Below are 26410 nucleotides of genomic sequence, written 5' to 3' on the forward strand. Positions count from 1 at the left end.
ATCGTTTTGGGTAGCGATGTCTATTTTATCCTGGCTTATGTCTGTTCTAAGCGGGATATCGCCGGGTTGTGATATCAATAATATTTTGGAGAAATAATCATGGGCCAAAGAAAATATCTGACTCAATCAGAAGTAGAAAGCATGTTGGAAATGGCAAAAGTCGGGCCTAATCCAGAACGAAATTATTGTCTGGTGTATATGAGCTATATTCACGGCTTTCGTGTTAGCGAAGCCAGGCATTTACGATTATCTGACATGGAATTAAAAGAAAAATGTTTATATATCAGGCGATTAAAAGGTGGGTTTTGTACTAATCATCCCCTCTTACAACGTGAGGTTAAGGCGATTAAGGCATGGCTTAAAGTGCGTAAGACTTTTCAGGGGGCTGATAGTGATTGGTTGTTTTTGTCGCGTTGCGGGAAGCCGCTTACTCGCCAGCGTATCTATCAGATTATTAGCCAATTAGGACAATTGGCTAATATTTCTGTAGACCCGCATCCACACATGTTGCGTCATGCCTGCGGTTTTGCTCTTGCAGATCGAGGGATAGATACCCGATTGATACAAGATTATCTTGGACATAAAAACATCCGCCATACAGTGCGATATACTGCCAGTAATGCTGAACGTTTTCAAGGGGTTTGGGGTATAAAAGGTAAACGTTAAGGTATTACAATTAGGACCATTTTGACAATTGAGAAACAATTGCCTAGAAATTATACTAAAAGTTTTTTAATAAAAAAAGAGATAGATTTGTATACATTTGTAAACTTCAAAGATAATACCACAGAAATATTTCAATAATCCACTCTTTTTATCCCAATATGCAAAAACATTACACTTCTTTCGTTACTTTAGCGAAATTTCTGTTCTTTATTTTATGATAAGGAAAGAAAATATCCTTAAAATTTGCAAAATAACCATATGTTATCTCTGTATCGCTCTGTTTTTGCACAGAAAAATTTTTATTTCTCAATTGTCAAAATGGTCCTAATTGGCAAATATTTGTACAGCTAGATGTCTCTGTTTATCAAAACGTGATGCACGAGTTTGAACCGGACTTTAGTTAAGTAGTTAAAAAGAGATTAATGAAATGAAAAAGATATTAAAGATAAGCGTCGTGGCGGCGTTGGTTATGGGGGCAGCTTCGGCTGCTTTGGCAGATGAGGTGGTGAAGAAGGGGGGGAGTAACGCCACAGTAACTGTTACTGGTACTGTTTCGGATGTGACATGTGACATTACCAGCGGCGTGAAAAACGGTGATGTGAGTTTGGGTAACCATCAGCCAAGTGAATTCAAAGCTGGTGCGGATAAATTGCAGGGCATGTATTTTGTTGAAGGATATAAAACTTTTACTGTTGGTGTCAGCGGTTGTGGTGGTACTGTTGCGGCAAAAAAATCACTTAAGCTGTTGGTGTCAGGGACTACGATAGGAGCAAGCACTGACATATTTAATGATGGTCAGGGTAATACGGAGGGGCAAACTCCAAATGCGGGTGTTGCATTAACCTATAAGGTTGATGGTTCTACTGATGCAAAGGAAGAGCTTCTTAAGAAAGACAGCAAAATTGTATTGGTTTCATCAAGTGATAAAGATCCAAAAGTGGGAGACCTTAATAACAAGTCTGTGGTCTTTAAAGCTTATATGGCGTCAGCGAATGCAGCACCATCTCCTCAGCACATTCATGCTCCTCTTAATTTTACCATAGCGTATGAATGATTATTGATTCAATAACCAGCCTGAGGAACTTCTCTTCAGGCTTTTTTGGTTGCAAATCCTGGATGATTGAAACGGTGTTTTATAAACCTCTATTGGCTGAGTGAAAAGAGAAAAGTAATGATAAATAAACTCCGACTTCCTAACATCATAGTAAAAAGCCTTGTATTGGGCGCATTTTTGTTCGCGTCGCAGAGTCAGGCCGAAGGCGGGTTTGGCATCAATGCTACACGTATTATTTTCTCACAGGATAAAGCTGAAGCGACGACGGTATCGGTGCGCAATACAACAACCAATATCCCTTACCTAGTGACGACTAAAATTACTCGCACCGTTGATGGTAAGGGTAAAGCGCCATTTTACGTCTCTCCTCCTTTGTTCCGTTTGGAGCCTAAAGGAACCAATGTCCTGCGCATCTTAGGTGATACCAGTAAGTTGCCGACTGACAGAGAAAGCGTCTTTTATTTTAATGCTTCTGCTATTCCCGGTAGTAGCTCTCCGTCTCCGAGTCGGCGCTTTGAAAGCGCCAAAATTGGCGGTGGGATAGCTTATGCCATCGGCAATACCATCAAACTATTTTATCGGCCAACGGGATTGGTGGGAACGCCGGAGCAGGCATACAAAGCCCTGCGCTTTACCCATGCTCCCGATGGCATTCAAGTTAGCAACAATTCGCCTTATCACATCAGCTTTACCCAGATCAAAGTTGATGGCGTACCGGTGAAATTTTCTGAAAGCCATCCACAAATGCTGGCGCCTTTCAGTAGCCATGTTTATCCCGCTCAAAATAATCAGAATAAAAAGAAAGTGGAATGGGCGGTGATTAGCGATCTCGGCGGTGGAGAGAACTTCAATGGTGAAATTCAGTAAAGCCGATATCTCAAGGATTCAGCGTCTACGCGGGTACCTGAATTACATCGGCATAGGAGGAATTCTGTGGCTCTCTTCGGGTCCCTTGTGGGCAGCGAATTCTGCCATCGCCACATTTAAGGCCGACATTGCCTACGGAACGTGTGATGTCACGGTGGATAACAATAATATCGATCTGGGCAAAGTGCAATTTGCCAGCTTGGTATCAGGGAACGCCTACGGGGAAACCAATCTCACTCTGAGAAATTGCTCAGATGTGATCGATGCAAACAGGGTTGCTCCTGCGATTACCATTACCGGAGAGCATTTTGGTACAAATGATAACACGCTGTTTCGTAGTCAAAACAGCGAAGATTCGGTTTCAAAGGCCGTGGGCGTCACGGTGCGCTTGAAGAAGCTTAATGGAACGGAGTGGTCCTCAAATATAGCGGATGGTGAACCATTTTATCTGGCGGATAAAGGCACAGTCATAAACGATCAAACTCCTTCTGTGCCGGTGAGATTTTCACTGGTATGCGCCCCGGCAGCCGGGGAGACGGTAATGGTCTGTAAAAAGCCAGGAAAAATCTATGCCAACGTGAATTTTACATTTGATTATCGTTGAGTTTGCAGCGCGATTCATTAACAGAAGAGTTGTAAACGAGTGAGTTTAAGGTGAACACAAAGTGATAAGGCAAGAAAAAAACAGAGTGGGCGACCAACAAGCTTTTCTGAGTAATGGCGGCTGCTCGACGTTGCGTATGGTGATGCTCCGGTTTTGTTGGGGGGTTATGTTAGCTGCGCTGTTCTTGGCAGGCAGCGTTATGGCTGAATCCGAAGATGCTAAACCCCCTCCAATCCCATCGACGCAATCGAGTGGGATAAACGTAAATCTGTTCGTAACTGTTGTGCCTGAACCTTGTGACGTAGGGATCAGTGGTGGCGATATAAGTGGTTCGGAGTTGAATTTTGGTTCGCTGTTAGCGGCAGAGTTCAGTTATGCAGGGTATGTATCACGTTCCAAGACATTTAATCTGGAATTAACCAATTGTGGCGATCCGGATTCTGCACCGAACGGACCCGCTCTCACTGTGTCAGGGAACACCATCGACGCTGAACATGTTTCAATATTTCGTGATCCCGATGATAGCGTCTCTGAGGGGTTGGGGTTTATTTTTCACTTAGGACCAGAAGGGAACATAAATCTGGATAGTGATTTGGTAATAAATAATCGTGAGAATCCCCTCTCTTACCCGCTAGTTGAATTTGAGGATGGTCGTGCTCTGCTTCCGGTAACGGTAGCGGTTGCACGTGGAAAAGATATTAAGGTTATTCGACCTGGCCCATTAGTTGCGCGAGTCGCATTTACCTACTCTTATCCGTGAGATGCGGTTTATCACGGATGATAAATATGGGGACAATTGAGGGGAAGCGGAGAGTTAAATGAAAGCGAAAAATAACACTCTTATAAACCGTGAGTTAATAACATGTCACAGCAGAGCGAAATATTCGTGGCTCATCATGATACTGATTGGATGGAGTATCGGTTGTGTGGCTTGGTCGGTTCAGGCGAATGGTAAGAATAATATTGAGATCACAATTAAAGGCAATCTGTTGCGTCCGACCTGTGCGTTGAGTGTGAACGGCGAACACCCTGACATTCTGTATCGCCGTAGTATGCCTCAGGTCTATGCTAGTGAACTCAGAAATAGCAAATATGTGGAACGCTCTGCCTTAGACTTGAAATTCCAGCTTAGTCACTGTAGTCCAGGTCAATCGCCAGCTTTGTACATATGGAGCAGGGATGCTAGCAACTCAGATGATTCGGAACTGTTCATGCCCGTAGATGGTGGTACTACTAAAGGAGTGGGGATTAGGCTATTGGACGTTAGCACCAATCAGTTTGTTAAGGTGAAACCTATTAATGATCCGTTTCAAATGCCGCTACCGTCTGTGGGGGATGGAACAACGAGGACGTTCCGGGCTTATGTGGGTGGTTTAGGCGACAAAAATAATCCAGCAACGTGTAAAAGTGACGGTACCAATGTGTTATGCGGAGGAACTGCGAATGTGCAGATACATTTTGAGTTTTCCTATGAGCATTTGAAGTAGATAGCGTTATAAGCCGGGTGTATTTGAGGAGTAGTGTCTGAGATGAAGTGGGATATATGAAAAAGCTGATAATCATGGGAATGCTGGGGATATGGGCGGTTATGGCGTCGTCGTCAGCACACGCAGGTCTTATGTTGAGGAAGACACGTATTATTTATCAGCAGGGCGACAAGGTGCAAAGCATCTCACTGCAAAATTCAGGCGAAAAGGTCTATCTGGTACAAGCTGCGGTGACGCCGTGGGATAACCCGAATACTCGTTCATCGGAGTTTACTGTGCTGCCCCCGTTGTTCCGTATGGAGGGCAATAGCTTGAATGTGATGCGGGTTATGCGTACCGGTGGTGATTTCCCTAATGATCGCGAGTCTCTGTTTCGTTTTCGCATTAATGCGATCCCGTCGAAGAAAACAGTTGATGACAGCAAGGAAAATAGCAGCGGCAAACAAGATGAGATTGGCGCGTCGCTATCTATCTCGTTGGGTATGAACATTAAACTTATCTACCGGCCGGATAAACTGCCGATGACGCCGGAACAGGCCCGTAGTCGGCTGACGTTTACACGAGCAGGCAATAGTGTCGTAGTGACCAACCCAACGCCGTATTACCAGACTTTTGCCCAACTGAAACTCGACGGCAAGGCGGTGAATTTTGACAAGGCTCCGTCAATATTGGTCCCTTTCGGCCAGACCACTTTTCCCCAGGCGGGCAAAGCTGGCAGTGAGGTGGAATGGTCGATGATCACCGATATCGGCGGGGTGAGTAAGTTACAGAGCAGTACGTTACAAGCTGGCTGAGTATATTTTGAGAATTGGAAGAGCATCACATGGCGGAGCGTAAGGTTTCAATAAAGCTGAGGGTGACGTCTGTGTTATGCGCTCTGGCAATGATATCGCCGGTTTTACCACTGAGGGCGGAAGAGAGTCTGATGGGGGCGTTATATGTCAATGATGCCCGTGTGCTTTACCTTGAATCATTCAACAATGGCGTTCCTTCAACATTCATTAATAACAGCGACGGTAATTATCTGATTCAGTCAACGGTACGGGAATTGGACCCTGCGACCGGTTTACCGCTGGATATTAAGGCGCCATTTATCGTGATTCCGCCTATTGCCAAGGTGGATGCGCATGAACGGCAGGTGCTGAAAATCCTGCGTACCGGTGGAGATTTTCCTAAGGATCGGGAATCTCTGTTCTTTCTGAATGTGCGTATGTTGCCTTCTGAGAAACCATCATCGGTATCTAAAGGTTTCTCAGGCAAGGTGAAAATGACGACGGCTTTAGCGGTGAAGGTGTTCTATCGTCCTGAAGGATTGCCAAAAGAGGGCGTTGCCGGCGCAGTGAAACAATTAAGCGCGTCAGTAAAAGAGAGTGTTGTAACGCTGACTAATCCGTCACCGTTTTGGATAACGTTTCAGGCTTTACATGTAAGTTCGTTTGCCGTACCGGAGCAGAATTTATTTAGGATGGTGCCGCCATTTGGTCAGCAGAGCTGGTCACTGCCGGTGGGCAAAATGTCTCCTGGTAATAATGTCACGATATCGTGGCGTGCTATTGATGAATTCGGCTTAGGCACCGATGAAGAGAGTCGATCTATTACTGTATCTGGCAGTGGTTAATAACTGGTTAATAGCAAATATGGTTAATAACAAATGTGGCTCATAGCAATATTACAGATACCGACAGAGTAGATATGAGTTAAATATATTTAAATAAGAGATGGCGATTTTAATAATGAAAATGTTAATTCCGGTGATAAATTGCTGTATAGAACGGCCGCCTATTTATCATCGTGTAAATCAAAATATTTCTATTTCTCTGGTTCTATCAAAGTGTCCGGTGAAATTACGCCTTGCTCTGGTTTTCTGTCGGATGGTGCTGGCGTTCCTGACTGGGTGGAGTGTTCAGGCGATAGGGCGTGATTATTTTGACCCGGCTTTATTGGACTTTGGTTCGAATTCAGGGCAATCGGTGGATTTATCGCAGTTTGAAACTGCTGGAGGTCAGGCGCCAGGGACTTATCGGGTAGACATTTACGTGAATGGGACTTTTTTTGATTCACGGGATATTACGTTCCAGCGTAATGGCGACAGCGAGCTGGTTCCGGTACTTACCCCAGATTTGTTAGAGACCGCCGGTGTCAATATCAGCGGCACGCCGGCATTAAAAACGTTGCCGGCGGATAAGCCGATAGATAGCCCGTTAGATAAATTTATTCCCCAGGCTACGGCCCGCCTCAACTTTTCCCAGATGCGGTTAAATTTGAGTATCCCCCAAATAGCGATGAAGCCTTCAGCCAATGGTCAGGTTGATCCGAAGTTATGGCAAGAGGGCATCCCGGCTTTTATATTGAATTACAGTATTAATGGCAGTCAGAATCGACGTTCACAGTTTGGTAATAAACAGGCTAATCAGAGCTTATTCGGTAGCTTCAATTCTGGATTGAATCTGGGGGCTTGGCGTCTTCGTAACACGGCGACCTATTCTTATAGTACTCAAACTTATAACCGGTATGACTCACTTAATGACGCAATGAAAAAAACCACTCAATCCCAGCAAAGATGGAACTTCCTGCAAACCTATTTGCAGCGGGATGTGGTGGCGTTACGCAGTGATCTGACGATAGGGGATACTTCGACCGGCAGTGTGGCGGGTCAGGTATTTGATGGTTTCCCCTATCGTGGGATTGGGCTGGCCACCAGTGATTCGATGATACCGGGTAGGCAGAGTGGTTTTGCGCCGATTATCAGCGGGATAGCTAAATCTAATGCTCAGGTGACGGTGACGCAAAATGGCAGTGTGGTTTATCAAACCAATGTCGCGCCAGGTCCATTTCGTATCACAGATTTGGTGGGTAGCAGTACCGGCGGGGATTTGCAGGTAACGATAACCGAGGCTGATGGTACCCATCATGGGTTCAGTCAGGCTTATTCTAGCCTGCCGATGATGTTGCGGCAGGGTCAATTCAAGTATGAAGCGGCAGCAGGGCGCTATCACAGTAGTGGGTATAGTAGTGGCGGGCATAAGCCAGTATTCGGCATGGTCTCCATGATCTATGGTCTGCCCGGCAATGTCACGTTATACGGTGGTGGTTTGGCGGCGCAATCGTACCAGTCCGCAGCGCTGGGGACCGGGCTTTCCCTTGGTATGATGGGGGCGTTATCTGCGGATATCACCACTTCTCGGGCCAGATTGAAAAATATGGCTGATATCCAGCGCGGAGAATCTTACCGCGCTAAATATTCGAAAAGTATGCTGACCTCTGGCACGACGGTGGATTTAACTGCGTACCGCTATTCCACACGTAATTACCTTAGTTTTTCCGATGTTAATACCCAAGGTTACACGGTTTGGGGGGAAATCCCTTCCTGGATGTCTCAACGACGTCGTAGCAGTTGGCAAATGAGATTGAGTCAGTCATTGCCGGGTAACTATTCCCTGTGGCTCAGCGGCCAGCGGGATAACTACTGGGGCAGTTCTAAAACTAACACCACTCTGTCGATGGGATTGAATGGTTCTTTCTACCGTGTGGGCTGGGGACTCAACTACAGCATTGATCGCATACGCGGCGACGGCGACTGGCCTGAGAACCGGCAAGTTTCGTTGAACGTCAACATTCCTCTCAGTCTGTTCGGCTCCTATGCGGCGCTGAACAATGCCTACGCCAATTATAGCTTGTTCCATGATAGTACCGGGCGCAGCAGTAACCAGTTAGGTTTGGGCGGTTCATTGCTGGATGACAATAGTCTGTCTTGGAGCGTATCGCAAAGTCAGGCGAATAAAGGGCAGGGGAACAGCGGGTCAGTGTCAATGGGATACCGTGGCTCCCTTGGGCAGGCCAGCTTGGGATACAACTACGATTCATCGGGAGGGCGAGGTGTGAACTACGGGGTTAGTGGCGGATTGATCGCCCATCAGCATGGCGTCACTTTGGCATCGCGTATTGGTGATGCTGCGGTATTGGTGCGGACCTCGGGGGTTGGCGGTATTCGTGTGATGAACTCCGACTCGATTTCGACTAATCGCTGGGGATATGCGGTGGTGCCTTATGCTCAGACGTACAGCCGTAATAGTATCAGTTTAGATCCGTCATCGTTGCCGGAGGGGGCCGATATGGCACAGGGTAGCAAGAACGTATTCCCGACTAAAGGGGCGGTTGTGATGGTGGATTACCCCGTGCGTATCGGGCAGCAATTGCTGATGAATTTGCTCTATCACGGTAAACCGGTACCGTTTGGAGCAATGGCGAGGCTTAAAGGGGATACAGAAACAAACCTGGCGGCGATAGTCGGGGAGGGTGGACAAGTGTACCTGAGCGGCATGCCTCCCAACGGGGTACTCAAAGTGAAGTGGGGCAGCGCGCCGGATAGTCAATGCGAGGTGGTGTTTAACCTGGGGCCTCCTCCGGTAAATGCGAAAAAAGATAAGAGCTGGAGTCCCATGAGGCAATTGAACGAAACCTGCCGTTAAGATGAGGCGGAATGTTGTGGGTCTGCGCTGATAACCTGATGCAGAAAACCATAGTTATTAGAGGCATAGTTATTAGAGGGGAACCTCTGAAAGGTAAGTGTAATCTGGCCGGGATGGAGTGATATCAACGAATGAAAATTTCTAATATAGCAACCGGGAAGTTACTCCCGGTTGGGCAGCCGATGAATACGAAGAGTAAGACGTTTATTAACAAGTTAAAACAGGATATTGGTTGGATGGCGGTTTGTTGTCGTAAGTGGCCGATATGGGTGGCAATGATATGTTTATCTGTGGTGGCTATCTTTTCTTCTCCCTCAGTGTTTGCCGAGTCACTAAATTGGAACGCTGATACGACCTTGAAAGTCTTGGGGCCTGAGCGGATGGTAAAGCGCAGTGATGGAGTAATCACTTACCCGGCAGCGGGTAAAGCGACATTAGATGTGTTTCCGTTTTATAGGAAGAGGATAGCGAGTAAAACCACCTCGTATGATCAGAAATTTCTGGAGGATGTCCGGTTCCAGCTCAGAGCAGGGCGCGGGGAAATTTTTAAAGTCCCTAGAGTGGTGTCAGGCAGTTACGAATGTACAATTATAGCTAAATCTCATTATTACCATACTAAGCATCCTATTGAAGGAACAGCCATTCAACACTTTACGGTGAGTCTTGATAAGCCATACCCCAATGAAAATCTTTCTCAACCATTATATTTCCAGCCGGAAAATCCTAATAATCAGGATGATAAGAATATAGCAGAGGGAAGGATAAGCGACCTCGATTTTGATGTGTCCTGTCGTGGGGTAAATTTTTCATGGCAGCGAAATCCTGATGAAAAAGTCGCATTTGATAGTGACGATAACGCACCGATTTTGAGTATTTTGGCTGATGGAGAGGAGTTCATGTCGTGGTCCAAACCACGCTTTCCGCCTATCAAAGATCCGGTAACAGTACTGGACCCGCCGGTTTGCGGTTTAGATGTTGGCGTTGCTTATAATGTAATGAATATGGGAGAGGTACTCCGGTCGCCCGGGCCATATCCGGCACAGCTCCCAATAGGTGAATTCAGCGGGTCTGATGGACTTTTTCCTATGAACATTACATGCACGGTGAGCGATAAGAATAAGGCCGGAGGAGTGGCCACTTTGCAGTTTTCCGCCCCACAGCTAGCTGATAATAATGAAAGTATCGTAGTGCCTGACTTCGATAATGCGTTGAGGATTAAAGTGGTACCGACATTGATAGGCGGGAATACTCAGTTGGCGGCGCCAAACGTGAAAGACAAGCCAGTAAAATTTGGTCCTCCAACTAACCCGGCGGATGTTCTGTACTTTACTGTGGGTGATACGCCAAACACCTATGTCTCTCAAAACCAATTTAATGTGCAACTTTGGCAAGTAAAGGCGTTAAACCCGGGTACTTATGGTGAATTTCAGACCACTATGAACGTAACGTTAGTCGTGCGATAACGCCTACGATGGCAGGGTATTTAAATATGGCATGGCGGCTTAGTCGCCCGAGTGTTTCATCTCAATAAATCACACTATTTCATTTCTCATGTGGTAACAGATTGACCAGTTAGTCACCAGGGGAGAGTAAAATGACAATCAATGTTAATGATTCAGTGCTGCTTCAGATGAGCGGCAACCAGACCGATTTGCCTGGAAGTCAGACGATTACCGGCAAACAGAGTAATCATGGGGATTTTCGTCTGCCTGTCTGCTTGTCTCACTTGAATGATACACCGTTGTACCTGGCGGTCGCGTATTGGGGATTATTGAAGGGGCGCGGATTTACCAAAAATGAAATTAGTCAGGTGTTTCGGGTGTCAGAACGCCGGGCAAGGGATGTGATGAATTATATCTACAATGAGCGGAGTGATGTGATTTCCTGTGAAAAAGTCTTTTTTCGTGAAAAACATGGGAGTCGGCGTCTGATGCTGATTGTTACGGCAGTCGCTAAACCTATGCCCCAGAGGAACCCGATACTGGTGACAAAAACGGTGAAGTCGGCGAGTTCTCTGACATCAGCACGGATTCATCATATGCGCGTTTGGTTTTTGCAACGTGCTTGCGGTCCGTTTATTTCCTAAAGTGTATGACACATGTAGCTGTCTGGCGGGGCATGATGGAGGATGCGTTTTTATCGATTCTGTGGGTGAAGTCTTGTGGGATGCTGATAAGCCGAGTGGTACTGGTTATCGGCATCTTACTGCTCACTGTCTGTGGGGTGTTGTTAGGCAACAAAGTTCGCTACTCTCGGTATCCCCGTATGTTATTAGCGTATTGGTGCCGAACGTGGATTTTACCGCTATTGTTTATTGCTACCGGGCTGGCGTTAATGTTTGGTGTGGGGGGAGACGGTTGGTTGGACCGCATACTGGGTGAGGTTGATTCAGTATTGATTGGTCTGTTCTTTGATAACCGAGGTGATGCGCCGCCAGCCCCGTATCCGGCGACGCCATCGTCGATGGCGCCTTATGGGGCTGCGGCGGATAGCGTTGTTGGCTGTTCACCCCGCTGATTTGCACGACTAGTCGGTGCGGGAAATAATAATCAGACGCAGATTTCCTGAACAATAGGAGAATCTATCGGGTTTAGTTTCTGTTACGGCTGACTCGCATCACATCCGGCATAATTCGGATTTTACGCATAATATTCGCTAACTGGATGCGGTCTTTGGTGGTCAGCCGAATAAAAGCGCAGTAAACCCGGCCATCTTTCTCTTCTGTATTCATGCTCTGAATATTGGAATTTACCGCGTTAATGGCGGCGGTCAGATTTGCCAGCGCCCCTTGATGGTTAAACATATCGACCTTGATTTCAGCAATAAAATCGCTGTTGATATCTTTATCCCACTCTACCGCCATAAATTTCTCAGGTTCTTTCTGATAGCCACGAATATTACGACAGGATTCATGGTGGATAACCAACCCTTTACCGGGGCTGATATGGGCGATAATCGGGTCGCCGGGGATGGGCCGACAGCATTTGGCGAAAGTAATCAGCACGCCGTCAGCGCCTTTGATGGGTAATTTACGTGCTCCTGTGTTATTACTACTATTGTTATTGCTACTACTGGTGTTGCTCTCCTGTGCGCCTAGCAGGTTGCGGGCGACGACGATGCTCATGGTATTGCCGAGTCCGATTTCAGCCAGCAGATCATCTATTGTCGCGAGTTTCATTCTCGTCAACTCTTTATTGACATTTTCCGGTGGAATATCAACCAGCTTTTTTCCATTACCCAACGCGTGATTTAGCAGACGGCGACCTAGCCCAATCGAATCTTCCCGCTTAAGGTTTTTTAGCAATTGGCGAATTTTGGCGCGCGCTTTTGAACTGACGACAAAGTTCAGCCAGGCTGCGTTTGGCCGCGCGCCCGGCGCGGTAATAATTTCCACTGTCTGGCCGTTGGTCAGCGATTGAGATAATGGGTAGGGCTGGCGATCAACTCGTGAGCCGACACAGGCATGACCAATATCGGTGTGTACGGCGTAAGCAAAGTCAACCGGGGTAGCGCCCGCGGGTAATTCCACAATGCGCCCTTTCGGGGTGAAAACGTAAATCTCATCAGGAAACAGATCAGATTTAACGCTTTCGATAAATTCAAAAGAGTTGCCGGCGCTTTGCTGTAATTCCAGCAGACTCTGCATCCAGCGTTGTGCGCGAACTTGCGCAGCGGTACTCGATTCCTTCTGTTCTTTGTAAGCCCAGTGTGCCGCGACGCCCATTTCAGCCATTTGATCCATATCTTCGGTGCGAATCTGGACTTCAACGGGTACGCCGTGAGGGCCAATCAGGGAAGTATGTAAGGATTGATAGCCGTTGGCCTTAGGAATAGCGATATAATCTTTTATTCTGCCGGGGCGGGGTTTATATAGGCTGTGCATCTGCCCCAAAACTCGATAGCAGATATCAACATTGTTAACGATGACCCGAAAGGCATAAATATCCATAATGGAATGGAAACGTTGCTCTTTGAGGTGCATTTTCCGGTAGATAGAATAGAGATGTTTTTCCCTGCCGCTGACTTTGCACTCAATATTGGCTTCGGCCAGCCTGCCGGCAATTTCCGACAGAATTTTCTGGATCATCTCTTTACGGTTGCCGCGGGCCGCTTTTACCACCTCTTTGATAACCCGATAGCGGTTAGGGTGGAGAGCTTCAAACCCTAGCTCTTCTAGCTCGGTTTTCAGGTGGTGAATACCCAGACGATGAGCTAAAGGGCTGTAAATCTCTAACGTTTCCCGGGCGATACGACGGCGTTTATCTGGACGTAATGCCCCGAGAGTACGCATATTATGGGTACGGTCTGCCAGTTTGATCAAAATGACGCGAATATCTTGCACCATCGCCATGATCATTTTGCGGAAGTTTTCCGCCTGAGCCTCTTTTTTATCGCGGAAATTCAGCTTATCAAGCTTGGAAACCCCTTCAACTAACCCGGCGACCACCGGCCCGAAAGGCTGGGCGATATCTTGAAAGGTGGCGGGCGTGTCTTCAATAACATCATGCAACAAAGCGGCCATCAGTGTTTCATGGTCGAGACGCATTTCGGCCAGAATACAGGCCACCGCGACCGGGTGCGTAATGTAGGGTTCGCCGCTGGTGCGGGTTTGCCCTTCATGGGCATCCCGCGCAACAGTGTAAGCCTGCTTGAGGAGTTCAATTTGACTCTCAGGCAGATATTTTTGGATAAGCAGATTCAGGCTTTCGAACAGATACAAGGCAGACCTACCGTAGATTAACGACGACTTTCCGCGATAGCTGAAACCGCCTGCATTTCTGCGGCTTCCTGCTCTTGTTGTTCCTGGCGCTCACGGACATCCAGGATCTTACCGTTAATCAGCCCCTCTTCCACTTCACGTAGAGCGATAACGGTCACTTTATCGTTCTCTTCCGCAACCAGCGGGTCTTTACCGCCTGTTTGCAGTTGACGCGCTCGACGAGCGGCGACCAATACCAGGTCAAAACGGTTACCAATTTTTTCTACAGCGTCTTGAACAGTTACGCGTGCCATATGTGTGCGACTCCACAGGTAAAGAAATGACTGGGCATGATACTGAAACTTGGTTCAGTCTGCCAATAATTTGCTGATTAAAGCATCATGCCGTTGTGCCTGGCGCTCCCGATGCAGGCGTTCTGAACGGATGATGGTGTGCAGATCGGCCAGTGCCGTATTGAAATCATCATTAACGATTAAATAATCATACTCGTTATAGTGAACCATTTCTGCAACGGCCTGCGCCATACGTTTTTCAATAACGTCTTCACTGTCCTGCCCTCGGCCGCGCAAACGGCGACAAAGCTCCTCTTTTGACGGCGGCAGGATAAAAATGCTGCGGGCAGATGGCATTTGTTTGCGGATCTGCTGTGCTCCTTGCCAATCGATATCAAGAAAGACATCAACCCCACTGGCAAGAGTTTCTTCAATCACTTTCCGGGATGTACCGTAATAATTACCGAAAACACGGGCGTGTTCCAAAAATTCATTATTATCGATCATCTGGCGAAAGGCTTGTTCCGTGATAAAAAAATAGTGCTCACCATGATTCTCACCGGGGCGCATTGCACGCGTGGTATGAGAAACAGAAACCTGAGTATCATACAAAGGTTGAGTTTTTAACAAAGCCTGAATCAGACTTGATTTACCCGCTCCGCTTGGCGCAGAGACAATATATAACGTACCTTGGATCATGGTGGTATCTTGGTTGATTGGATAATAATTAAATAAAGCAGAATAAAATTCTTATAACAGTATACACATACCCGTTCACACATGTCGCGTTGCCGATGCATTTCCGCCAAAATTTTCTTGAAGAAGGGTAGCCGGTGGATATTTTGTACTGTAAAGGGTTGACTTTTCTGCTTAGGATTATGCTCTATGGAAAGGTATCCATAAACGGTAAATCGTCGGTTTTCCCCGATCATGGTTCCAAAGAGATTTCGGAACCATATTCAACTCAGTAGGTGACTCAGTTGACGAAGCTCTTCTAGAATCTATTGATGGGTTGGTTACGGCTATTTCTATAGAAATTGACAAACGTCGGCCTATACCTGAAGCATCCATGTTGGAGGCAGGTGAATACATCGTCACTCTTCCTATTCTCGTCGTAATGAAAGCGGCATTGCATAATGCAATGGTAGAAACAGGAACACGCAAAGCCGATCTTGCTCGACGGCTGGGACAAAAGGGGCCGCAGATTGATCGGCTTCTTGATGTTGAACATTCATCAAAGGTTGAAGTTGTTGAATTGGCTTTGCATCAGTTAAATAGAAAGCTAGATATAGTCGTTAATACTACATTACATCATTAAATAAAATATCACATAAGTTGAGATATTTTGCGAATGAAAGTAATTGAAAGAGTAACATGAACAAGTAAGCGGATAATATGATTAAGTGTGAGCGATATTGGTGTTGATTTCTCATTTGAAGTTTTGAGTTATCGTTTTTAATTTTTATTAGCAAATCAGTATAATAACTGGAATTAAATATTCTGATATTTCAGATTAATAGCAAATAAGATGAATGATAACTCGGTCTATTATCTGTATTGCTTGGATATTCAACCGGGGATTGCTCCCCGGCTGTTTTATTAATGATCTTTATTGATTATTGCTATCCGCTTTTCTCTTCCAGGGGAGATTATCTGGGTTATCTTGGGAGACTGATTTCTTCGGGTTAGCATTTTCCGCACTCGTTGGTCTCAGGACGGCCGGGTCTTTAAACTTATCATTTGGATTATCGTCTGGCGGCGTCCAGAAAGCGACATTATGAATCCAATGGCAGTTGTCTTGCATCTCAATTGACGGCACTCCGTTTTCCCACTTACTTTCCCATTCAAATTTCTCGTCGGGTTTACGTTCCCATGAAAATCCAGCCCCTTTGCAGGTTGCTGTGTAAACCAGGTCTGTCACGCTAGATTCCATGACGTTTTGGTCTCCCTTGAACCAGTAGATATCACGATTCGGAACGATAGCATCCGTATAAAGGTTTGCTGTGGCTCGCCCGGGCGCTCCATCTTTACGTTTGGCAATCATCTTACAGTGATACATACCTGTGACTGCATGTGGAACCTTGAAGATTCTGTTTTGTGCTCTAACCCAAAACATGGCGTCTTTTAACATCAACTCTCCGGTCGGCGTTGGAAAATCATAATCAACTACTGGTGGAAAGACACCCACTAAGTTAGTGGACCCCCTTGCTGGGTAATGAACCGGCTTACCTTGGTTGTCTTTCCCATTGATGATTGGCTGCCCGAGAGCTTTGAATAGGACTTCTGGGTCCCAGGGGGGAGTCGCAGGGTACCCTAGGTCTTTTACGGGTTCTTTAGGGCATTCAGTAACGGCCAATACCGAGGTGGAAAACAGCGCCCCGATAGACGCGCACATCACCCATGTCGACCACCGGCGATTTCGACCAACATTCTGCTTCACTCTGTTGATGAACGTTTTTTCAGTATTCATCGGATACTCTGACGGGGAGTGTTCCCCGGTTGGCATGTTAAAAATTTTCATTCTCTGTGATAACCCTGTCCCGGCCAGATTGCATTGGCCTTTTAAGGGTCCTCCTTCTTTAAATGATTATTTTCTGCATCGGATTACCCGTGCAGGCCGTTATTACAGATTGCATTCATATAAGGGTATTGCTGGAACTTATGTTTGAGGAGAAATCGTCTTGATTCATATTACCCTCCTAAATTTAAGGTGGTATTGGATTGACCTTTTTTACCCACAGGGGAGCTTATACCGTAGAACTGAATCCCTTGCGGATTACGCTGATTTTCTATTGCGACTAATTAAGACATAAATAAGTTTAGCAACTCTTTTAAAAAAAGATAATAGAAAAAGCAAAAGATTAAAAAAATGTGATAACTAATAGTTATCGGTTGATAACTATAGGTTAACGCTACAGTTGATTGTTTTAAGATTATTTCCCATAGGTAGATGATAAGAGTGACAATAATGAGATTTAGGCGGGAGAATTTAGAGGGGATATACATATTTTTGGCTATTATTACTTGAATGAGTAACTTAATTGACTAACAATTAATTGTAAGAAAAGAAATAGGGGGTTGTTAAGTTGTTTTCGTAATATCCGATCTGTGTGGCTTATAAAAACTTAGTTATTTTGAGATTTTTAATATTTATTTTTCAAACTATTTCGTAAAGTTATTGTCTTTTTGGATTTATTTGGCAGTTGATTATTGGTAATAACAGCGGGCGGGTGAGTTGATATTTAAAACGGAATAAGCGATGGGTTGAACCGGGTATTATGGTTTAGCCTTGGTTTTCGTGTTTTTTAGTCACTCCTAATAACAACTATTGCGTGCTCAACCGGGGATTGCTCCCCGGCTGTTCTGTTAACGATTTTTATTTATTGCCGCTATCCGCTCTTTTCGTCCCGGATAAATTATCTGGATTATCATTGGCATCTGATTTCTTCAAGTCAGCACGTTCCGTAGCGGTTGGTCTCATGACGGCAGGGTCTTTAAACCGATCATTTGGATTGTCGCTTGGTGGCGTCCAGAAAGCAACATTATGAACCCAATTGCAAAGGTCTTGCATTCTAATTAACGGCACCGAGTTGTCCCACACACTTTCCCATTCAAATTTCTCTTCGGGTTTACGCTCCCATGAAAATCCGGTCCCTCGGCAGATTGCTGTGTAAACCAGATCTGTCACGCTAGATTCCAGAACATTTTTGTCTCCTTGAAACCTGTGGATTAGATGATTTGCAACGACAGCATCTGTCTCAAGGGTTGCTGTGGCTCGCCCGGGCGCTCCATCTTTACGTTTGGCAATCATCTTACAGTGATACTTACCTGTGACCACATGTGGAACCTTGAAGATTCTGTTTGGGGCGCTAACCCAAAACAGACCGTCTTTTAACTTTAAATCGCCTGTCGTCGTTGGAAACTCATGATGGATTACTGGCGGAAAGATATCCGCTAAGTTAGCGTGCCCCCATTCCGGGTAAATAATTGGCTTACCTTGGTTGTCTTTACCATTGATGATTGGCTGTCCGAGAGATTTGGATATGTATTCTGGGTCCCAGGGCGGGGAAGCAGGGTACCCTAGGTCTTGTATTGGTTGATCAGGGCATTTAGTAGCGGCCAATACCGAGGTGGAAAAAAGCGCCCCTATAAATACGCACATCACCCATGCTGGCCAGCGGCGATTTCGACCAACATTCTGCTTTACTCTGTTGGTGAACGCTTTTTCAGTATTCATCGGATACTCTGACGGGGAGTGTTCCCCGATTGGCATATTAAAAATTTTCATTCTCTGTGATAACCCTGTCCCGGCCAGATTGCATTGGCCTTTTAAGGGTCCTCCTTCTTTAAATGATTATTTTCTGCATCGGATTACCCGTGCAGGCCGTTATTACAGATTGCATTCATATAAGGGTATTGCTGGAACTTATGTTTGAGGAGAAATCGTCTGGATTCATATTATGCTCCTAAATTTAAGGTGGTATTGGATTGAGCTTTTTTACCTACAAGGGAGCCTATACCGTAAAACTTAATCCCTTGCGGATTACTCTGATTTTCTATTGCGGCTAATAAGACATAAATAAGTTTAGCAATTCTTTAAAAAAAAGATAATAGAAAAAGCAAAAAATTAACAGAATGTGATAATAAAAGATTATCAGTCTATAACTATTGATTAACGCTAAAGTTGATTGTTGATGGTGGTTTTTAAGCTCATTTTTACAGGTAAATGATAAGAGTAATAATAATGAGATTTAGGCAGAAGAATTTAGAGGGGATATACATCTTTATGGCTATTATTACTTGAATGAGTAACTTAATTAACTAACAATTAATTGTCAGGTAGGAAATAAAATATTGTTAAGTTGTTGTCTTTTGAACGTGATTTGAAAGTTGATGTTGGTAATAATAGGGAATAGGTAAGTTGATATTTAAATGGAATAAACGATAGGCTGAACCGAGGTATTATGGCTCAGCCTTGGTTTTCGTGCTTTTTAGTCATTCATAATAACAAGGGATTAATCATCATATTCGCTATGTACTATATGATCCCCCATATCCAACAGATCCCAGGCTACTCTTTGGCCATTTGCCCGTAAAACGGTGAATGCGCTGCTGGATGCACCTAGGCTGATGATATCTTGTAGTCGGGCTACTCCAGGTGGTATCTGGATATTAAGTTCTTTGAACCCCCAAGCGACCACGCTACCATTTGCCCGTAGAGCCGCGAAAGCATAATGACCTCGTGAGGAATCATCAAGATCGGTTGAACTCAGGCTGACGATATCCTGTAATTTGGCAATCTCAGGAGGGACACTGATAGTACCCCAGGAGACCACACTGCGGTCTGCCCGTAGGGCTATGAATGTGGTTCTTGATGAGTATAGGCTGACAATATCTTTTAATGCGGCAATTTCGGGTGGAATCTGACCACCAGAGCTTGGCTCCCCCCAGGCGACGACACTGCGATCTGTACGTAAAGCGGCGAAAGCGCCATTTGTCGCACTTAGACTGATAATATCCCGTAATGCGGCGATTTCTGGTGGGACTTGGCCGCCATAGTCTTGATGTCCCCAAGCGACTACGCTGCGGTTTGCCCGCAGGGCGGCTAAAGCATGATTTGTTATACTTAGGTTGGTAATATCTTGCCATTTTGCAATTTCAGGAGGTATCGAATATCCGGGCCAGGTGACTACTGTGAGGTCTGCTCGCCGGGCGATGAAAGTATTATTTATTACACTCAGATTGATAATATCCTGTAATTTGGCAATATCGGGCGGAACTCGGACTTTTCCCCAAGAAACCACGCTGCCGTTTGCCCTAAGGGCGGTAAAGGTATCATTTGTGAAGCTATATAGTATATTCATTTTGTACTTGCCACGGTTGTCATCTCCGCAAGAGTATTGATTATGGTCTGGCCACCAGGCTGCACAGACATGATCCGAAAGGTTATGTATTGAATTTATGCTTATAATGTCCTTTAATTCAGCAATTTCTGCTGGTAATTTGCCGCCATATTTCTGATCTCCCCAAGCGACTACACTACCGTCTGCCCGTAGGGCAGAGAAAGCATAATTCGTTGAACTCAGGCTGACAATATCCTGTAATTTAGCAATTTCTTCTGGAAGAGTGCCGCCATACCTCTCATCTCCCCAAGCGACCACGCTACGGTCTGCCCGCAGGGCTGCGAATGCATAACCTGTTGAACTCAGGCTGACGATATCCTGTAATTTGGCAATTTCTGGCGGTATAGAGCCGCCGCCGCCCTCATCTCCCCAGGCGACTATTCTGCCATTTGTTAATAACATGGCGGTTGCGGTGTAAGTAGAGGTGATGGAGGCCTTGTTGTCTTTCCCATTGATGATTGGCTGCCCGAGAGATTTGAATATGTATTCTGCGTCCCAGGGAGGAGTCGCGGGGTACCCTAGGTCTGGTGTTGGTTTACTGGGGTATTCAGTAGCAGCCAATACCGAGGTGAAAAAAAGCGCCCCGATAGATACGCACATCACCCATGCCGACCGCCGGCGATAGCGAACCGCTATTCGGCCAACACCCTGCTTTACTCTATTGATGAACGTTTTTTCAGTATTCATCGGATATTCTGACGGGGATTGCTCCCCGGTTGGCATATTAAAAATTTTCATTCTTTGTGATAACCCTATTCCGGCCAGATTGCCTTGGCCTTTTAAGGGCGCTCCTTAATTTAGATGATTATTTTCTGCATCGGGTTATCCGTGCAGGCCATCATTACAGATTGCATTTATATAAGAGTATTGCTGGCACTTATGTTTGAGGAGAAATCGTCTTGATTCATATTACCCTCCTAAATTTAAGGTGGTATTGGATTGACCTTACCCACAGGCAGTCTGTACCGTAAAACCTCTGCTCAATGGATTAACTAGTAGTCGTATTCATAATGTAATTTATTATCATCAGTCGAACCCCAGCCAACTTTCTGACCATCGTTACCTTCGTTGTTGTTTCCCCAGGCGATTACTCTGCCATTTGGTAATAACATGGCGGTTGCCCCTCTGGTAGAGGCGATAGGCGTATTATTATCAGCGTGACTACTCCTGTTTGGTTGCCAATATTGTTTTATCGGATTACCGCCAGTATCTATGTTTAGTGAGGGATCGTTATTTTGATTCATATTGTTCTCCTAATGATGGTGATATCGGATTGACCTTTTTACCCACAGGGGAATTTATGCCATAAAACCTATCCTTTGCGGGTTAAGCTGATTTTATATTGCAACTTAGAGAGAGGTTATCGGCTAATAACTTTAGGTTAATACTAAATTGATTTTTTGGTAGTTGGTTTTAGATTATTTTTTATCGATAAGTGATGAAGGTTAAAATTATGAGGCTTGAACGACGGAATTTAGAGGAAATGTACATCTTTATGGCTACTAATTAATACGTGAATATGTAACTTAATTTACTAAGTATTAATTGTAAAGCAAAGAGTAAAAATCACCAGGGTGATGGTTGTAATATTTTATTCTAAATTGTTTGGTGGAGTTATTTCATTTTGATATTTATTTAAAGGTTTATTTTGTTAATGACAGAGGGAGATGAAATTAAAAATTAATATGTGATAGGCTGAGTCCTTATATTTGGTTAAGTCATTGATTAATAGTTCGTAATAACAAAATATTACTTAGTAAATTAACTAATCGTATCGTTATGTGCTTTGGTATCGAGGCTTTTCCTGCTAACTCTCCGTTGTTCACCCGCAAGGCTGCTACAAAAGAAAACAAATATGAAAAACCCCCGAAAGATGTTTTTCATATCGTTTGGATTAAGTTGTTTTGAAGCCAAAATGCAGTTCACAATTGCAAGCTTTGGCGTAGTTCAATAGTGTCTTAAGTGTTGGGTTTCCATTTCCTTTTTCAAGCCTGGAAATATTCGCTTCTTTTGTTCCCATACGCTGTGCAACTTGATTTTGAGTTAAACCAGCAGCATGCCGCATGCGTAATAGAGTATTAATTAGTTCGAATTCTGGTTCTAGCGCATCATACTCAGCTTTTACATCTGGGTTAGCTAATGCTTTGGATTTTAGAGACTTTAAGCTACTCATTTTGTAACCTCTTTCATTCGTTCATAAGCGAGATCAAGATCCTTTTTAGATATCTTCTGGTTTTTCTTAATAAACGCATGAAGGACAATGATATTTGGACCTTGTAGGTAGCAAAACAATCCGCGTCCAATACCTTCTTGCGCTTTGGCTCGAATCTCGAATAGGCCTTTTCCCATTGGCTTAGTGTGTGGCTCTCCAAGATTAGCGCCATATTCTTCAATAAGCTCAAGCAGTTTTAGCATACGTGCCTGAATTCCGGGTGGCATATCTAGGATCACACCCTCGACACCATCATAGAACTCAATGTTCCAGTTCATATTCAATATTGCCATTAAACTTATCTTATATGATAAGTTTGTAAGTTGTCAAACCTCTGTTTTCGATGAAAACCCAAGTGGCGGAGATTGTTGATAGCAGCTCTGAACCAAATATTAAATACATCAGGTTTTCACCATGATATCTACTCTATGCAGTATATAAAAAAGTCCATTACCTTGGGATTTCAGTTAGTTATTCTTCGAACCGCTTCGCAAAGTTATTATCTCTGCCTTGGATAGCATCTTTTTATCCTCTATTTTGCCGTTATACATGGATAGCCCAAGGAGCAACGGATGCTTAATTTATTGATATTGATTCTGTTTATTGTTTTCAGTATACCGGTAGTTGCGGCTGAAACATTGAATACAGAGAAAAATTGCCCGGATTGAGCGGGTATTTTTTACATGCTCCGCACGAAGGGGTCTGACGGTTCTAGTTATCTTCCTTCTCTTTGCGGGTTCAGGTGTTCGTTATGATGGCATCGAGGGCTGAGATAATTTCATTTCTGGATGAGGCTACGTTGCATACAAAATCTGATTTGTTGATTTTTTTTGCATCCAGAAACGTTATTGCCGGTGTAAATATATAATAACTATTATTATTAATGACCACCTGAGGGGTGATTCTTTTCTGGTTGAGGCTAATGTCATTTTTAGATACCAGAGGAACAATAATCCTTGTTGTTAAATCATCAAAATAATCATTCTGGATAATAAGGTAAAACGGCCAAAGCCTGTTTGTTTTGGCCGATGGATTACGATACACATCAAATTGCTGTGGCATTACAGGCTCCCGAAAAATTCATCGTCTGTGAGCATTCCAGCTTTCGCCATGAATATGTTCATAGCCTGCATATCTTCTTTCTCTTTCTCTCTCTCATCCTGTTTAGCTTTTATAGCCTGCGCCAGAAGAATATCTAGTGTTGCTGAGAGATTCATGTCCATACTATGGGCTTTATCGACCAGTGAAGCCGTCAGGTACACGTTGGTGCTTCTTTTGGTGCTGTTACGGGGAGAGGTAACGGTATTCATGGTGTTTACTCCTATGCGCAAAGGTATGCGCATAAGTATGATGGGTAACGGAAAAACAATCAAGTATCCTGCTTCTTGAAAGACTTAGAATTTAATTATTAATTGCAATGCAATAAATAGTTAAATGAGTCAGGTTCTCACCGTAATTATCTGTTTTGTGTAGTATATAAAAAAGTCTGTTGCTTGGGGATTTCAGGTAGTTATTCTTCGAACCGCTTCGCAAAGTTATTATTTCTGCCTTGGACAGCATCTCTTTATCCTCTATTTTGCCGTTATGCATGGATAGCCAAGGAGCAACGGATGCTTAATTTATTGATATTGATTCTGTTTATTGTTTTCAGTACATCGATAGTTGCGGCTGAAACATTGAATACAGAGAAAGATTGTCCGGCATGGCCGCAGGATAAATTGCAACATGAAACAAAAAGCCTGATGCAACAGATGGCTCAATGGGATCAACTTTATCGTCAGAAAGGGAGCAGCGAGGTCGATGATGAAGTTTATGATCAATTAATGGCGGAGTTAATTCATTGGCAACTTTGCCTGAAACAAGCTCCTCATTCAGATTTTCCTGTGGAAGTTTTTCCCGATAATAAGCGGGTTCACCCAGTTGCTCATACCGGATTAAGCAAACTAAAAGACGAACGGGAAATTAACCGATGGCTGCGCGGCAGATTACCAGTCTGGTTACAGCCAAAGATTGATGGCGTGGCGGTAACGCTGGTTTATCAGAATGGGAAGTTAGTGTCATTAATTAGCCGAGGCAATGGTTCCGCAGGAGTAGATTGGACAGAGAAAAGCCGGCATCTGCCCGATATTCCCCAAAATATAGAAAATGCTCCACCTGATCTGGTGTTGCAAGGAGAGCTTTTTCTGCATAAAGAGGGGCATAGACAGCAATTATTCGGCAGTGATGGCGCTCGTAATCGTGTTGCGGGTTTGATGATGCGTAAGGAGCATTCGCCAGAATTAAAGCAAGTCGGTGTGTTTATCTGGAGCTGGCCGGATGGCCCTGTGGATATGGAAAGTAAATTGCAGAAACTGGCGAGTATGGGTTTTCCATTAGCGCTTCGCTACAGCCATAAAATAGAGCAGCCAGAGCAGGTACAGAAATTGCGGATGCATTATTTTGAACAACCTATGCCTTTCGCTACAGACGGTATCGTGCTGAAACAGGAAATTGAACCTAAAGGAAGCCAGTGGCAGCCCGGTTCTAACAGTTGGGCTGTGGCATGGAAACACCCTTTACGCCATCAGGTCACACAAGTCAGAGAAGTGAGCTTTACTATTGGCAGAACGGGCAAAATCTCAGTTGTGCTTGGGCTGGATAAGGTAAAACTGGATGACCGACAAGTCAGCCGAGTTAATATTGGTTCAGTCCGTCGTTGGCAACAGTTGGATGTGTTGCCGGGGGATCGGGTGACTCTTACGCTGGCAGGTCATGGTATCCCGAAATTAGCTCAGGTGGTGTGGCGGATCAAAGAGCGTCAGGATATTCAGCCGCCAGATAAGCAGCGTTATCATGGGTTGAGTTGCCTGACGTTAACGGCAGGTTGCGAACAACAGTTTAATGCCCGGCTAAAATGGCTTGGTGAACATCTGCACATGACAGGTGTCAGTAGCGGTAGTTGGGCAATGCTGACCGAACAGAAGTTAGTTACTGATTTAACCGGTTGGTTAACGCTTTCAGTTCAAGATATTGCCGCTTTACCGGGAATCGGAGATAAACGAGCGCAGGCTATTTATTCACAATTCAGTAAGGCAAAAAATCAACCTTTTTCCTATTGGATGAAAGGCATTGGAGTGCCTTATATGGATAAATTATCCGGTGATGTTGATCACTGGCGGCAATTGGAGCAGAAATTAGCTGGAGCACAGTTAGAACAGCAACTCACTAGCGGGCAATTGAAAAAGTTGTCTGATTTTGTCAATGACACGCAGATTAAAGCAATTGCAGAGAAACTGTCAGTGGCGGGGATCAAGGGATTTGATCGGGAAAACGGGGTTGGGCCGAACCCCGTGGGTATATACCCAATGGATTTCAAGATGCATCGCGACGGCAAGGGAGCGAATCCCCGGGAGCATAGATAACTATGTGACCGGGGTGAGTGAGTGCAGCCAACAAAGAGGCAACTTGAAAGATGACGGGTATAGTTCAGTGATCGGAATGTTCATAATTAAAGACAGGTAATCCAAGACGGTAGCGAATAGCAACCAATCTTGCTGTCAGGCCGACGATCAGGGTAATCAGAACAATGCCATCCAGCGGTAATGGCGTGTGCTGTAAACCAATATATAACCAAGCGGCGGCAAAAGAGACGCCGGCATAAATCTCTTTCTGGAAAACCAATGGAATGGTGTTACACAGCATATCGCGTAACACGCCACCGAAAACACCGGTGATAACCGCAGCAATGGAAGCAATAATGGGGCTATAGTTCATATCCAGCGCAATCTGAGCGCCGATAATGGAGAAGACAATCAGACCAATGGCATCAAGAATCAGAAACAGACGGCGTAAATGCTTCATCATGGGGGCAACCCAAGTGGTGATTACGGCGGCACAGGCAACGGTGACGATATATTCAGGGTGTTCAACCCAACCGAGGGGATAGTGCCCGAGAACAATGTCCCGAACGGAGCCGCCGCCAATCGCCGTTACAGAAGCAATAATAATCACGCCGAACATATCCATTTTACGGCGGCCCGCAGCTAAAGCGCCGGTCATCGCTTCAGCGGTAATCCCAATGATATAAAGAACACTTAGTAACATAGATAATAAAATGTGCGCAGCATAAAAAAGTAAGAGTAATGTCGAAGTGGTAAAGTCTCGACTGAAATTTTTT

At 44.9% G+C, this 26410-nt stretch carries 26 protein-coding genes; 14 read left to right on the forward strand and 12 right to left on the reverse strand.

All coding sequences use genetic code 11. The features are described 5' to 3' along the window. Positions 1 to 99: 99 nt before the first annotated feature. From TI10_RS14040 to TI10_RS14095, 12 genes are all read left to right on the forward strand, one after another. Entirely contained in the window at positions 100 to 666 is a 567-nt protein-coding gene (locus TI10_RS14040; protein ID WP_049584031.1) for a tyrosine-type DNA invertase, read from the forward strand. Positions 667 to 1093: 427 nt separating this feature from the next. Next, positions 1094 to 1720 carry a fimbrial protein gene (locus TI10_RS14045; RefSeq protein ID WP_049584033.1) on the forward strand — a complete coding sequence of 209 codons (627 nt, stop codon included), beginning with the start codon at positions 1094 to 1096 and terminating at the stop codon, positions 1718 to 1720. Positions 1721 to 1837: 117 nt separating this feature from the next. Further along, positions 1838 to 2587 carry a fimbrial biogenesis chaperone gene (locus TI10_RS14050; RefSeq protein WP_049584034.1) on the forward strand — a complete coding sequence of 250 codons (750 nt, stop codon included), beginning with the start codon at positions 1838 to 1840 and terminating at the stop codon, positions 2585 to 2587. After that, positions 2571 to 3191 (forward strand): fimbrial protein, encoded by a 621-nt coding sequence (locus TI10_RS14055; protein WP_244161591.1) that lies wholly within the window; start codon positions 2571 to 2573, stop codon positions 3189 to 3191. Before TI10_RS14050 ends, TI10_RS14055 begins: the two co-directional genes overlap by 17 nt. Before the next feature lie 61 nt (positions 3192 to 3252). Beyond that, a complete protein-coding gene (locus TI10_RS14060) occupies positions 3253 to 3951 on the forward strand; it encodes a fimbrial protein (protein ID WP_049584035.1) in 699 nt (232 codons plus the stop codon). Between the two features lie 136 nt (positions 3952 to 4087). Further along, complete coding sequence (locus TI10_RS14065) at positions 4088 to 4678, forward strand: fimbrial protein (protein WP_155416483.1); 591 nt, start codon at positions 4088 to 4090, stop codon at positions 4676 to 4678. A 56-nt stretch (positions 4679 to 4734) separates the two neighbouring features. Continuing rightward, positions 4735 to 5472: a fimbrial biogenesis chaperone gene (locus TI10_RS14070; protein WP_244161592.1), complete on the forward strand. Its 738-nt coding sequence runs from the start codon at positions 4735 to 4737 to the stop codon at positions 5470 to 5472. Positions 5473 to 5501: 29 nt separating this feature from the next. Further along, positions 5502 to 6296 carry a fimbrial biogenesis chaperone gene (locus tag TI10_RS14075; RefSeq protein WP_049584037.1) on the forward strand — a complete coding sequence of 265 codons (795 nt, stop codon included), beginning with the start codon at positions 5502 to 5504 and terminating at the stop codon, positions 6294 to 6296. A 115-nt stretch (positions 6297 to 6411) separates the two neighbouring features. Then, complete coding sequence (locus tag TI10_RS14080) at positions 6412 to 9147, forward strand: fimbria/pilus outer membrane usher protein (protein ID WP_244161593.1); 2736 nt, start codon at positions 6412 to 6414, stop codon at positions 9145 to 9147. A 131-nt stretch (positions 9148 to 9278) separates the two neighbouring features. Next, complete coding sequence (locus TI10_RS14085) at positions 9279 to 10610, forward strand: hypothetical protein (protein ID WP_049584039.1); 1332 nt, start codon at positions 9279 to 9281, stop codon at positions 10608 to 10610. Between the two features lie 131 nt (positions 10611 to 10741). Beyond that, entirely contained in the window at positions 10742 to 11233 is a 492-nt protein-coding gene (locus TI10_RS14090; protein ID WP_049584040.1) for a CaiF/GrlA family transcriptional regulator, read from the forward strand. 5 nt (positions 11234 to 11238) lie between these two features. Beyond that, positions 11239 to 11664 (forward strand): hypothetical protein, encoded by a 426-nt coding sequence (locus tag TI10_RS14095; RefSeq protein WP_139180498.1) that lies wholly within the window; start codon positions 11239 to 11241, stop codon positions 11662 to 11664. A 73-nt stretch (positions 11665 to 11737) separates the two neighbouring features. Here TI10_RS14095 and spoT read toward each other — a convergent pair whose 3' ends face one another. Genes spoT through gmk form a run of 3 tightly spaced genes read right to left on the reverse strand, consistent with a single transcriptional unit; the run spans position 11738 to position 14838 of the window. Then, positions 11738 to 13867: a bifunctional GTP diphosphokinase/guanosine-3',5'-bis pyrophosphate 3'-pyrophosphohydrolase gene (gene spoT, locus TI10_RS14100; RefSeq protein WP_049584042.1), complete on the reverse strand. Its 2130-nt coding sequence runs from the start codon at positions 13865 to 13867 to the stop codon at positions 11738 to 11740. A gap of 17 nt (positions 13868 to 13884) precedes the next feature. Further along, positions 13885 to 14160, reverse strand: coding sequence for a DNA-directed RNA polymerase subunit omega (gene rpoZ, locus TI10_RS14105; RefSeq protein WP_011144672.1), 276 nt, complete (start codon positions 14158 to 14160; stop codon positions 13885 to 13887). A 54-nt stretch (positions 14161 to 14214) separates the two neighbouring features. Beyond that, positions 14215 to 14838 carry a guanylate kinase gene (gene gmk / locus TI10_RS14110; RefSeq protein WP_049584043.1) on the reverse strand — a complete coding sequence of 208 codons (624 nt, stop codon included), beginning with the start codon at positions 14836 to 14838 and terminating at the stop codon, positions 14215 to 14217. Between the two features lie 211 nt (positions 14839 to 15049). On the opposite strand from gmk, the gene TI10_RS26360 reads away from it, so the two are divergent. Beyond that, on the forward strand, positions 15050 to 15457 hold the full coding sequence (locus tag TI10_RS26360; protein WP_049584044.1) for a type II toxin-antitoxin system HicB family antitoxin: 408 nt from the start codon (positions 15050 to 15052) through the stop codon (positions 15455 to 15457). A gap of 291 nt (positions 15458 to 15748) precedes the next feature. Here the strand turns inward: TI10_RS26360 and TI10_RS14120 are convergent, their stop codons facing one another. The 8 genes from TI10_RS14120 to TI10_RS14155 form a co-directional block, all read right to left on the reverse strand. Continuing rightward, the gene (locus TI10_RS14120; RefSeq protein WP_244161605.1) at positions 15749 to 16534 is read right to left on the reverse strand and encodes a hypothetical protein; all 786 of its coding nucleotides are present in this window, start codon (positions 16532 to 16534) and stop codon (positions 15749 to 15751) included. 981 nt (positions 16535 to 17515) lie between these two features. Further along, positions 17516 to 18427 carry a hypothetical protein gene (locus TI10_RS14125; RefSeq protein ID WP_244161594.1) on the reverse strand — a complete coding sequence of 304 codons (912 nt, stop codon included), beginning with the start codon at positions 18425 to 18427 and terminating at the stop codon, positions 17516 to 17518. 727 nt (positions 18428 to 19154) lie between these two features. After that, positions 19155 to 20780, reverse strand: coding sequence for an RCC1 domain-containing protein (locus TI10_RS26030; RefSeq protein WP_053093448.1), 1626 nt, complete (start codon positions 20778 to 20780; stop codon positions 19155 to 19157). A 254-nt stretch (positions 20781 to 21034) separates the two neighbouring features. Next, positions 21035 to 21286, reverse strand: a complete 252-nt coding sequence (locus tag TI10_RS14135) for a hypothetical protein (protein WP_049584045.1) — start codon at positions 21284 to 21286, stop codon at positions 21035 to 21037. 650 nt (positions 21287 to 21936) lie between these two features. Continuing rightward, complete coding sequence (locus TI10_RS14140; protein WP_049584046.1) at positions 21937 to 22215, reverse strand: helix-turn-helix domain-containing protein; 279 nt, start codon at positions 22213 to 22215, stop codon at positions 21937 to 21939. After that, positions 22212 to 22547, reverse strand: coding sequence for a type II toxin-antitoxin system RelE/ParE family toxin (locus TI10_RS14145; protein ID WP_244161595.1), 336 nt, complete (start codon positions 22545 to 22547; stop codon positions 22212 to 22214). The genes TI10_RS14140 and TI10_RS14145 overlap by 4 nt, the downstream gene beginning before the upstream one ends. A gap of 445 nt (positions 22548 to 22992) precedes the next feature. Next, the gene (locus TI10_RS14150) at positions 22993 to 23316 is read right to left on the reverse strand and encodes a CcdB family protein (protein ID WP_012776412.1); all 324 of its coding nucleotides are present in this window, start codon (positions 23314 to 23316) and stop codon (positions 22993 to 22995) included. Continuing rightward, positions 23316 to 23564, reverse strand: coding sequence for a type II toxin-antitoxin system CcdA family antitoxin (locus TI10_RS14155; protein WP_036814298.1), 249 nt, complete (start codon positions 23562 to 23564; stop codon positions 23316 to 23318). The genes TI10_RS14150 and TI10_RS14155 overlap by 1 nt, the downstream gene beginning before the upstream one ends. A 300-nt stretch (positions 23565 to 23864) precedes the next feature. On the opposite strand from TI10_RS14155, the gene ligB reads away from it, so the two are divergent. After that, the gene (ligB, locus tag TI10_RS14160; RefSeq protein WP_244161596.1) at positions 23865 to 25655 is read left to right on the forward strand and encodes an NAD-dependent DNA ligase LigB; all 1791 of its coding nucleotides are present in this window, start codon (positions 23865 to 23867) and stop codon (positions 25653 to 25655) included. Positions 25656 to 25719: 64 nt separating this feature from the next. Here ligB and TI10_RS14165 read toward each other — a convergent pair whose 3' ends face one another. Further along, positions 25720 to 26337 carry a trimeric intracellular cation channel family protein gene (locus tag TI10_RS14165; RefSeq protein WP_049584163.1) on the reverse strand — a complete coding sequence of 206 codons (618 nt, stop codon included), beginning with the start codon at positions 26335 to 26337 and terminating at the stop codon, positions 25720 to 25722. Positions 26338 to 26410: the final 73 nt, after the last annotated feature.

Source organism: Photorhabdus luminescens subsp. luminescens, assembly GCF_001083805.1.
GTDB classification, from domain to species: Bacteria; Pseudomonadota; Gammaproteobacteria; order Enterobacterales; family Enterobacteriaceae; genus Photorhabdus; species Photorhabdus luminescens.